The sequence below is a fragment of the Collinsella sp. CLA-ER-H4 genome, from assembly GCF_040092395.1.
In the GTDB taxonomy this organism is placed as follows: domain Bacteria; phylum Actinomycetota; class Coriobacteriia; order Coriobacteriales; family Coriobacteriaceae; genus Collinsella.
The window spans coordinates 1-10182 of the sequence record NZ_JBBNLQ010000021.1; the positions used below are offsets into that span (position 1 = coordinate 1).

7 protein-coding genes are annotated in these 10182 nt (G+C 60.0%); 5 read left to right on the forward strand and 2 right to left on the reverse strand.

All coding sequences use genetic code 11. The features are described 5' to 3' along the window. Positions 1–286: 286 nt before the first annotated feature. Positions 287–1045 (forward strand): transposase, encoded by a 759-nt coding sequence (locus AAAX34_RS09260; RefSeq protein WP_349111036.1) that lies wholly within the window; start codon positions 287–289, stop codon positions 1043–1045. A 78-nt stretch (positions 1046–1123) separates the two neighbouring features. Here AAAX34_RS09260 and AAAX34_RS09265 read toward each other — a convergent pair whose 3' ends face one another. Both AAAX34_RS09265 and AAAX34_RS09270 read right to left on the reverse strand, forming a co-directional pair. Beyond that, positions 1124–1723 carry an HD domain-containing protein gene (locus AAAX34_RS09265; RefSeq protein ID WP_089572031.1) on the reverse strand — a complete coding sequence of 200 codons (600 nt, stop codon included), beginning with the start codon at positions 1721–1723 and terminating at the stop codon, positions 1124–1126. Positions 1724–1831: 108 nt separating this feature from the next. Beyond that, positions 1832–2317, reverse strand: a complete 486-nt coding sequence (locus AAAX34_RS09270) for a CarD family transcriptional regulator (protein ID WP_022094807.1) — start codon at positions 2315–2317, stop codon at positions 1832–1834. Positions 2318–2659: 342 nt separating this feature from the next. On the opposite strand from AAAX34_RS09270, the gene argS reads away from it, so the two are divergent. The 4 genes from argS to AAAX34_RS09290 all read left to right on the forward strand — a co-directional run bounded on the left by argS (position 2660) and on the right by AAAX34_RS09290 (position 10046). Then, entirely contained in the window at positions 2660–4513 is a 1854-nt protein-coding gene (argS, locus tag AAAX34_RS09275) for an arginine--tRNA ligase (RefSeq protein WP_349111038.1), read from the forward strand. Positions 4514–5382: 869 nt separating this feature from the next. Further along, positions 5383–7875, forward strand: coding sequence for a transcription termination factor Rho (gene rho / locus AAAX34_RS09280; RefSeq protein ID WP_349111040.1), 2493 nt, complete (start codon positions 5383–5385; stop codon positions 7873–7875). A gap of 313 nt (positions 7876–8188) precedes the next feature. Continuing rightward, a complete protein-coding gene (locus tag AAAX34_RS09285; protein ID WP_349111042.1) occupies positions 8189–9589 on the forward strand; it encodes a hypothetical protein in 1401 nt (466 codons plus the stop codon). Between the two features lie 7 nt (positions 9590–9596). Beyond that, positions 9597–10046 carry a VanZ family protein gene (locus tag AAAX34_RS09290; protein ID WP_349111043.1) on the forward strand — a complete coding sequence of 150 codons (450 nt, stop codon included), beginning with the start codon at positions 9597–9599 and terminating at the stop codon, positions 10044–10046. The last annotated feature ends 136 nt before the right edge of the window (positions 10047–10182 follow it).

A 10182-nucleotide genomic window follows, 5' to 3' on the forward strand; every position in this document is an offset into this window, starting at 1 on the left:
TGCCTGTCGTATCGCTTTCTTCTTTGGGTCATCTTGAACACCTTTCGCTCTTAACTAGGTGTCCAATTCATCATACCCACTCCAAACCTCCCATTTCCCGATGTCCAAGAAATGGGAGGCAGTTCACAGGGCACCTTTGTGGTGGTTTTGACTAACTGTATCTAAGCATATTTGCGTCGCGCAAGAGGTGACATTTCGGCAGGTGGACGACTTAATCGGTGAGTAGATTCTCGCCGTTTTACGTGTGCCGTGAGGTTATTTTTGGCATGAGAGCAAGGAGACGCCCATGTCAAGAAAGCCGCGACAGAAATCGCAGACTGGCCTGTATCACATTACGATGAGGGGCAACGGCAAACAGCTTCTGTTTGAGGATGATGAAGACAGAAGACGCATTTTATCGCTTATTCGGTCTTCGATAGCGCGGTTCAACATTAGGCTTATTGCTTGGTGCCTGATGGGCAACCACGTTCATCTTGTCCTAAGTGACCCCGACGACAACATGAGCGAGGCCATGCATCTTGTTATGTCTTGCTATGCGACGTGGTATAACCGCCGGCATGGGCATGTCGGACATGTTTTTCAGGATAGGTTCTCGAGCGCTTCGATTTCGAGCGAGGAATACCTTCTCGACGCTATTCGATATGTTCATTTCAATCCGCAAAAGGCTGGTATTTGTCCGTACGATGTATATCGATGGAGCAGCCATCTGGATTATGCCGAACGCGATCCGGATATCGCGACGGTTGATTTGGCGCTTGCTCACCTTGCTTTTCCGCGCATATGCGATTATCTGGCCTTTATGGATGCGTCGAATGGAGCGGTTGTTCGACCACCGACCGGAGGACGAATTTGCGAGGACGAAGCGCTGGATGTGGGCGCGTCGCTGATCCGCTCGTTTGGCCTTAGCGAACTTTCCGCTGTCAAGGCCCTCGATAAGTCCAAGCGCAATGAGGTGCTTGCGGCAATGCGAGAAGCGGGGCTTTCAATTCGTCAAATACAGCGCTTGACGGGCGTGGGAGAGTGGTCGATCCGCAAAGCCGGGTAGCGTCTCTTCCGTTACAAACGAAAACCACCACAAAGGTGCCTGTCCCCTTTGTGGTGGTTATTTAGGTGAAGCGGCAGGTTAGGCCTGGAAGGTATCGCGGTCGGGGGCGAAGGACTGCATGGCCGCGATGGTGCGGTCAAAGAGCTCGGGGAGCTCCCAGCCCAACATCTCGGCGCCCTGCGAAATCACGTCGCGCGAGCAGCCGGCGGCAAAGCGCTTGTCCTTGAACTTCTTCTTGAGCGACTTGGTCGTAAAGTCCATAACGCTCTTGCTCGGGCGCATGATGACTGCAGCGCCGATCAGGCCGGTGAGCTCATCGCAGGCAAACAGGATCTTTTCCATCTGCAGCTCGGGCTTGGGCAGCGAGGTGTTGAAGTCGGACGTGTGCGTCTGGATGGCGCGAATGAGCTCGGGAGACGCACCTTCGCCCTCAAGAATCTCGGCAGCATAGATGGTGTGGTTCATGGGATCGTCCTCATGCTCCTCCCAATCCAGGTCGTGCAGCAGACCGACGATGCCCCAAAACTCCTCGTTCTCGGGGTCGAACTCGCGCGCAAAGTAGCGCATAGTGCCCTCGACCGTCTCGCCATGGGTGATGTGGAACGGGTCCTTGTTGTGCTCGTTGAGCAGTTCGAACGCGCGGTCGCGGGTGATTCCGGCGGTAAGCGGTTCTGCCATAGGAGACTCCTTGTGCTCGTGGGTATCGATAAGAATGAATACTACTAGAACAAGAAAACCACCACAAAGGTGCCTGTCCCCTTTGTGGTGGTTTTTGGAGCGGATGGGTTAGTTGAGGGCGGCTTGGGCTAGGCGGGCTTCGGCGTCCTCCTCGGTGACGCCCAAGGCCACAGCGAACTCCTCGATGGAGCGGCGCTTGGCTTCCTTGAGTACGCGCATGTAGTAGGAGCTGGGCTTTTTATCGGCTTCCTCGGCCTGGCGAATGCGGTGCATCATGGTCTTTGCCACGCGGACCGTCTCGGGCGCACCCAGCTTGAGCTGCTGCTTAAAGTGCGTCTCCTCAAGTGAGCTGTTGCGCTCGGTGAAGGTGTCGCACTCCAGCTCGTCATAGTGGCTCAGCAGGTGCTCGGCATCTTGCTGAGAGATGGCGGCGTGCAAACGATCGGCCTGCGCCACGGGGTACATGAGGATCGTCTGCGCATGTCCCTGCTTGGTCTCGAGCAGCAGCATGGGCTGCGGCGTGTCGTCCCTAAAACCGACGACGGTGCAGACTCCCTGACCCGGATGAATGACGTGTTGACCGATTGAGAACATGCTACCTCCAACTTATACGAATTTACGTATGTCTAGAATAACACGCTGACGTGCGCAAACCCTTACTTTATGCAGGAAAAGCACACAACTCCGATAGGTAAGAGTATTCGATAACAGGCGCAGCTCATTCACACCTTTATGCATTTTCAACGCCTGCATAATCTGCAGGCAGACTGGCATCTTTGAGTGACTCCATACAAGCTGTAGTCAATTTTGTGCATATGCAATATCGATTGGCTTTACCCTGCGACAGTGCCCGTCGCTTGTGATAGAGTGCTACAAACTCTGGCTTTTGCCCTACGAGTGACCAAGAGCTCGGGGGCTTTAACACAAGGAGGATCTATGCCCGAGAAGATTGAAGAGCTGGTACGCGCTGCGCTTGCTGCGGCCCAGGAGGCCGGCGACCTTTCCGCATTTGAACTTGACGATTGCGCTATCGAGCGACCGGCTGACACTTCTCATGGCGAGTGGACCTCTACCATGGCCCTGAAGTCCGCCAAGCTGGCCCACTGCGCCCCGCGCAAGATCGCCGAGGCCATCGTTGCCCATATGCCCGAGGACCCCGCGATTGAGAAAGTCGAGATCGCAGGCCCCGGCTTCATCAACTTCTACCTCTCCGTTGCCGTCAAGAATGCCATCTTTGGCGAGGCTCGCGAGAAGGGCATGGACTTCGCTAAGTCCAACGTCGGTGGTGGCCTGAAGACCCAGGTCGAGTTCGTTTCCGCCAACCCCGTCGGCCCCATGCACATTGGCCACGGCCGCTGGGCCGCGCTGGGCGACTCGCTCTGCCGCGTCATGGACCACGCCGGTTACGACATCCAGCGTGAGTTCTACATCAACGACCACGGCTCTCAGATGAACACCTTCGGCAACTCCATCAGCACGCGCTATATGCAGCTTGCCGACATCATCGCCAAGCAGGGCGTGGATATCGACGAGGCTCACAAGCTTCTGATCGCCGACCGCGACGCCTTTGTTGCCGACGAGGGCGACGAGCACCCCGAGACCCATCCGTATCAGGACAACTTTGCCGAGACTCTGGGCAAGGACTCCTACGGCGGTGACTACATCATCGACGAGGCTGCCGAGTTCTGGCGCACCGACGGCGATAAGTGGGTCAACGCCGATCCGCAGGAGCGCATGGAGAGCTTCCGCGAGCGCGGCTACGTAAAGATGGTCGACAACATGCGCGACCTTTGCCACGCCGTTAACTGCGACTTCGATCGTTGGTTCTCCGAGCGCTCCCTGTACGTGAAGGACACCGAGGGCGAGACCGCCGGCACCTCCGCCGTCGACCGCGCTTTTGAGAAGCTCGACAAGATGGGCTACCTCTACACCAAGGACGGTGCCCTGTGGTTCCGCTCCACCGACCTGGGCGACGACAAGGACCGCGTCCTGATCAAGTCCGATGGCGAGTACACCTACTTCGCCTCCGACGTTGCCTATCACTGGGATAAGTTCCAGCGCGTCGACCACGTCATCGACATCTGGGGCGCCGACCACCACGGCTACATCGAGCGCGTCCGCTGCGTCTGCGACGCTCTGGGTTACCCCGGCAAGTTTGAGGTTCTGCTGGGCCAGCTCGTCAACCTGCTGCGCAACGGCAAGCCCGTCCGTATGTCCAAGCGTAAGGGCACCATGGTGACCCTGCAGGAGCTCGTCGACGAGGTCGGCTCCGACGCTGCCCGTTACACGCTCATCTCCAAGAGCTCCAACCAGATGGTCGACTTCGATATCGAGGCCGTCAAGAAGCGCGACAACTCCAACCCGGTGTACTACGTGCAGTACGCTCACGCCCGCGTGTGCTCCATTCTGCGCCGTGCCGCCGACGTTACGCCCGAGCAGGCTGACGAGATGGGCATGAAGGCCGTCGCCGCCAAGGCCATCGGTGAGAACGTCGATTACTCGCTGCTGACCGACCCGACCGAGCTCGCCCTTTCGCGTAAGCTCAACGAGCTCACCGACCTCATCGCCAGCTGCGCTCGCGACCGCGCCCCGTTCCGTCTGACGCACTTTGCTGAGGAGCTCGCCGGCGACTTCCACAGCTTCTACGCTGCCTGCCAGGTTCTGCCGAGCGAGGGCCGTCCCGTCGACCCCGAGCTTTCGCGCGCCCGTCTGGCCGCTTGCGACGCCGTCCGCGTGACGCTCGCCCTGGTGCTCACCCTCGTTGGCGTTTCTGCGCCCGAGCAGATGTAATCTGCGAGTCATTTGACCGTGTAGGTTCGGCTTTGCTGAGCCCTATAAGCCCGATCTCCATGCGGAGGTCGGGCTTTTTGCGTTTGGTGAGACTATTTGGTTTGCTGGGAAATGCTACCAAATCGCAACTATACCGGTTTACGGGGCTGAATCGCCAACTGGCGACCATGGTGCCAATAGTGAAATTAAACCCGCAGGTAGATGGCTTATTGTTTCTTGATAATGCAGGGTATGGTTGGCTTGCAGCATCCTGGCCCCGTAATCCGGCGTAGTTTTGAAAATTGTCCCTTGGGGACGGAGGAAAACGGATCATTTTTGTCTCGAAGAGGGGTGGCGGGATACCGTCCGTCACGAATTGGGCTCATCTCCTACGTTTGGACGCATATCCCGAACCATGCCGAAAAGTACGATATTAAAACCGCAGGTAGCAGACTCGTTGTTTTTGAAAAAACAAGGGTATGGTCAGGGGCTCGGGGCAAACGTAGCAGATGGGCGCGATTCGTGGCGCGGCTATTCCAGGTGCCACGGCTTCACTCCTCTGGCGCGACATTTCAAGGCGCTTTTGAGGAGGAGTGTCCCTGATGACTGGGCGTTTAAGAACGTCCCCAATGACTAAGTTGCAGGTGGCGGCGGTTGTGTTACACTAACGCTGCGTAATTGACGCAATCATCTCGATACAGATCAATGATGTCCGTCGTCTTGAACGGAACTAGAATGTTTAGCCGCCCTGAAGGTTTATGCAGGGAGCATGTGATCACAGGGCTTGAAAAGAAAGTTGAGCAAACACTGTGTCTGATCAACAGCAAGAAAACGAAATAACTACGACGCAGGCCGCTCCCGCTGCACCGGTTGCGTCGGACCAGGTCGCGGTGCCCGCGCAAGCCTCGGCTCCTGAGACGCCTAAGGCTGCTTCGACGCCTATGCCTGCAACGGCTGAGAAGGCCGTGCCTGCAACTGGTGAGGAGGCTGCTCCGGCAAAGCCCAAGCGCACGCGCCGCACGGCCAAGTCTGCCGCTGACGGCGAGGAGGTCGCCAAGCCCAAGCGCCGCACCACGCGCACGACTCGCGCCAAGCGCACCGTTGCGGCTGACTCCTCGGCGCCGATTTCCGATGAGGTCGCGCAGGCGCGTGCGTTGGCGCAGATTAGCGAGGCTCAGGTGGTGCGCGCCCGCCGTCGTGCTGCCGAGCGAGAGGCCGCGGCTCTGACCGAGCTTGCAGCTCCGTCTGTGCCCGAGACGCCTGCCGCCACCGAGACGCCTGCCGCCGACCTGCCGACCGAGAAGCCGGCGCCGCGCACACGCCGTCGCACGGCTGCTAAGGCCGAGCAGGTTGCTGAACAGGTAACCCCCGAGCTCACCGAGGCTTCGGTTCGTTCCGCGGCAGGGGAGGGCGCATCGCCTGCTGAGCCCGCTGCGCCTGTCGAGGCCAGCGAAGTTCCCGTTGTCGATCCGGCTTTGCGCCCGCACCGTCGCGGTCGCAAGCCCAAGGCCTTCGTCGAGGCAGAGAAGGCCGCAGCCGCAGCTGCAGCCGCTCGGGATGCTGCGGCGACCGCCGAGTCTGCAACCGCTGCCGATGCACCCGTCCAGGATGCTACGACTTCCGAGGCCGTTTCTGCCGATGTCGAGCCCGCCGACGTCCGTCCTGGTCGCAGCCATCGTACTGCTGCTAAGCGCACGTCCAAGGCCAAGACTGCCAAGAAGGGTGCGTCCGAGGATTCCGCCGAGACGACCGTCGATGCATCGACTGATGCCGCCGAGCCCCAAGACGTCGAACGGCCTGCGTCCGAGAAGCCCAAGCGCGGTCGTAAGAAGTCCGCTAAGGCCAAGGCGTCCGAGCATCAGGCTGATGTCGAAGCGCAGATTGATTCCGGCGCCGAGGCCAATGACGCCGCTGCGGCCAATGCCGACGCCGCCGCAACCGATGGCGCCGCGCCCGCCGAGGCCGATGACAACGCTCGCCCTAACCGTCGCCAACACAAGCGCAATGACGAGCGCAATGAGCGCAAGGACGAGCGTAACAACGACCGTCGCAACCGCCAGCGCGATCGCAAACAGCGCAACAAGGAGCGCAACGCCGCCCCCACCGAGCCCACGCTTTCGCGTGAGGAGCTCGCTGCCATGAAGGTCGCCGAACTGCGCGAGAAGGCCAAGGAGTTCGAGATCGAGACGACCGGCAAGAAGAAAGCCGAGCTCGTCGAGGAGATCTACACCACTGCCGCGAAGGCCGAGGGCTTCCGCGATATCAAGGGCATTCTGCAGATTCGCCCGGACAGCTCCGGCATCATCCACGCCCATGGCTACATGAAGTCCAACGACGACGCCTTCGTGCCCGCCTACCTCATCCGCTCCGCGCGCCTGCGCACGGGCGACGTCATCGAGGGCTCGCTGCGTCCTTCGCGCGGCGGCGACAAGCGCGCCGGCCTCGCCAAAATCACGACCGTCAACGGTCTGGACCCCGAGCAGATTCGCAACCGTCCCAAGTTCGGCGACCTCACCCCGGTCTATCCCAACGAGCCGCTGCGCATGGAGCACGGCAAGGACTCCATTACCGGTCGCGCCATCGACATCGTGTCGCCGATCGGCAAGGGTCAGCGTGGCCTGATCGTGTCCCCGCCCAAGGCCGGCAAGACCACGATCCTCAAGAAGATCTGCCAGTCTATCTCGATTAACAACCCCGAGGTGCACCTCATCTGCCTGCTCGTCGACGAGCGCCCCGAAGAGGTCACCGATATGCAGCGTTCCATCAAGGGCGAGGTTGTGGCGTCGACCTTCGATATGCCCGCCGACAACCACACTCGCGTGGCAGAGCTCGTCATCGAGCGCGCCAAGCGCATCGTGGAGCTGGGCGGCGATGTTGTGGTGGTGCTCGACTCCATCACGCGTCTTGCCCGCGCCTACAACTTGGCGGCGCCCGCCTCAGGCCGCATCCTTTCGGGCGGCGTCGATTCGGCGGCACTGTATCCTCCCAAGCGCTTCCTGGGCGCAGCCCGTAATATCGAGAACGGTGGCTCGCTCACCATCCTGGCCTCTGCCCTCATCGACACTGGTTCCAAGATGGACGAGGTCATCTTTGAGGAGTTCAAGGGCACCGGCAACATGGAGCTTAAGCTCGACCGCGACCTGGCCGACCGCCGTATCTTCCCGGCTATCGACCCCGTTGCCTCCGGTACGCGTAATGAGGACCTGTTGGTCGACGAGCAGATGCGTCCGTTTGTCTTTGGTCTGCGTCGCATTCTTGCCGGCATGAACAACACCGAGCGCGCAGCCGCATCGTTTATCAAGGGTCTTAAGGGCACCAACACCAACCAAGAGTTCCTGGTGCGTTCGGCCAAAAAGCACAGCGACTACGAGCAGACGTTCTAGGTTGTCATCCACGCGCAGCGATAGTCATCAATGCGATAAAGGGTCGGGGCTTTGAGCCTCGGCCCTTTTCCATATCGCCGCTCCGCGCTTATTTTTAACCATAAGACCGACGAGCAGCAGGTTTCCCGTTTCAATCCGACATCGTCGCTTGCAATCGACAGGGCGGTTTCGCATAATAGCTTTTAAGCTTCGCGACGGAAAACGCAGATGAAACGAACCATATACCGTTGCTTTGGGGCATAGCCCCGCTTCATCTTCTCTCGCGCAGCCAACTGAATGATGCGATTTGGGTGCTGGAAGATGGGGAGAGCTCATGGCTTCTTCTGATGCAACACAACGAGCAGTCCTTGCCGGACTTTCGTGCGGGATCGGCCTTGCCGCTCCCGTGGTTATGTATGCCGCGACGCTGCCGTTTTCGTCGGTGAATGAGACAGTCGTGGCGGGTGCGGTTCCCTTCGCCGTGGGCGCGGTGGCGGGCGTGGGTATCTATGCCGCCTCGCTGGGTATCTCCGAGTATCGTGCGCAGCGTGAAGAGCGTCTGTTCCAGCCCGATGCCATGGGCGGTGCCGCCAATCTCAATCAGCATCAAAGCGAGTTCAAGACCGCCTCGATTCCAGCTCAGCAGCAGGATGCGACTCCTTACGCTGCGGCTTCTGCTTCTCAGGCTCAGGCGGAGCAGTCTACCTCGGCATTCCTTTCCGGCCTGACCGGTGCGTTCCAGCGCCGTCATGCCGATGATGGTGTCCCTACCATCGCTCGAGCCGCAGATGCTATGGACGAGGACGAGGCTTGGTCCATGATCGACAGTATGCTCGACGACGATTCGCCGGTGAGCTGCGACCCTGCACACTCGCGCGACGTCTATCAAGTCGCCATCGACGAGCTCACCAACGGCGGGCAGACCGGCTCCTTCAATCGCGACGACATCGCCGCCGCGGCACGCGCCGTGTCTGGCTCCCAGACCGCCCCTGCGGGCAGCACGGCGGCTTTCGTGGCACTCGTCGCCAACGCGGCAGCCAATAACGCCTACAGCGCTACCTCGGCGGACGCGAACGCTTCTGCCGACAATTCGTACGTTGATGAAGCCATGGCCGCGGACGAGGAGGCCGTTGCCGCCCGCCGTGCCGCCGAAAGCTCGCTGTGGGGCGCTCCTGCTCAGCAGCAGGCGGCTGAGGCTGCGCCGTACAATGCAAACCTCGCCAGCATGCCTATCATCTCCGGTGCCGCGGACATCGATCTCGATGACCTCGATGAGCCTGCAGCCATCACCGCATCGATTGATGCCCAAGATCGCATCGACACCGGCGACCTTCCGGACGCCTCGCTCGAGGTTGATGTCCCCATGGCCGATTACTCGGGCCACGAGGACATGTGGGCCGCCGCCACCGCGATCCTGGATGAGATTGACGAGCCTGCTACTGTTGCAGCCCCCACTCCCGTCGCTGCCCCTCAGCCTGCTGCCCCCGCCTATGTCGGCCGTCACAGCGCTGTGTTCCCCGAGGATACTGCCCGTATCTCGCGCGAGAGCATCGAGCGGGCCGAGGCTATTGCCGCCGGCATTATGGAAAATCGTCGTCACGAGCGCGTCAATCAGATCCTCGAGGAAGAGATCGAGCGCCTGCAGTCCTCTACCGCCAAGCGTACGGGCCGTGCCTATTTGAGCGTTATCGAGGGCGGTACCGCCAGCTTCGCGCCGCTCCGCGCGGAGGCATAACTTCTGCATGGTTAAGATCAATCGAAAATGGGCGGTCGTGACCTGCCTGATGGCGCTCTTGATCTGGGGCAATTCGCTGGTTCCCGGCTCGGGGTCGGGCTCGCTGAGTCTAACGGTCATGGAAACTATCCGCGGTTTCCTGCACGGCGTGGGACTTCCATATGCATGGGTGACCAACTTTGTTGTTCGCAAGTGCGCGCATTTTACCGAGTATATGGTGCTCGGCATCCTGGCAACGCACGCCTTTGATCTTGAGGGCCGGCGCACCTTTGACGTGCTGCTGCCCACGGCGGTGTTCCTGCTGCTGATTCCCTCGATCGACGAGACGATTCAGCTCTTTGTGCCGGGACGCGCCGGCATGATCACCGATGTGATGATCGACTGCTGTGGAGCGGCAACGGGCGTTGTGCTCCGATATCTCTTACGGTCGCTGATGTGCGCCAAAAAGGCCGCCTAGGACGTATTGTGAACTGCGTCCCAAATCTTGGGCGCCCTAAATAGCGACTAGGCCGCGAGGGCCTGATTCCGGAACTCCTCCGGGGTCAGGCCCTTCAATCTTACCTGCCTCCGGCTCGTATTCCAGTAGACTATGT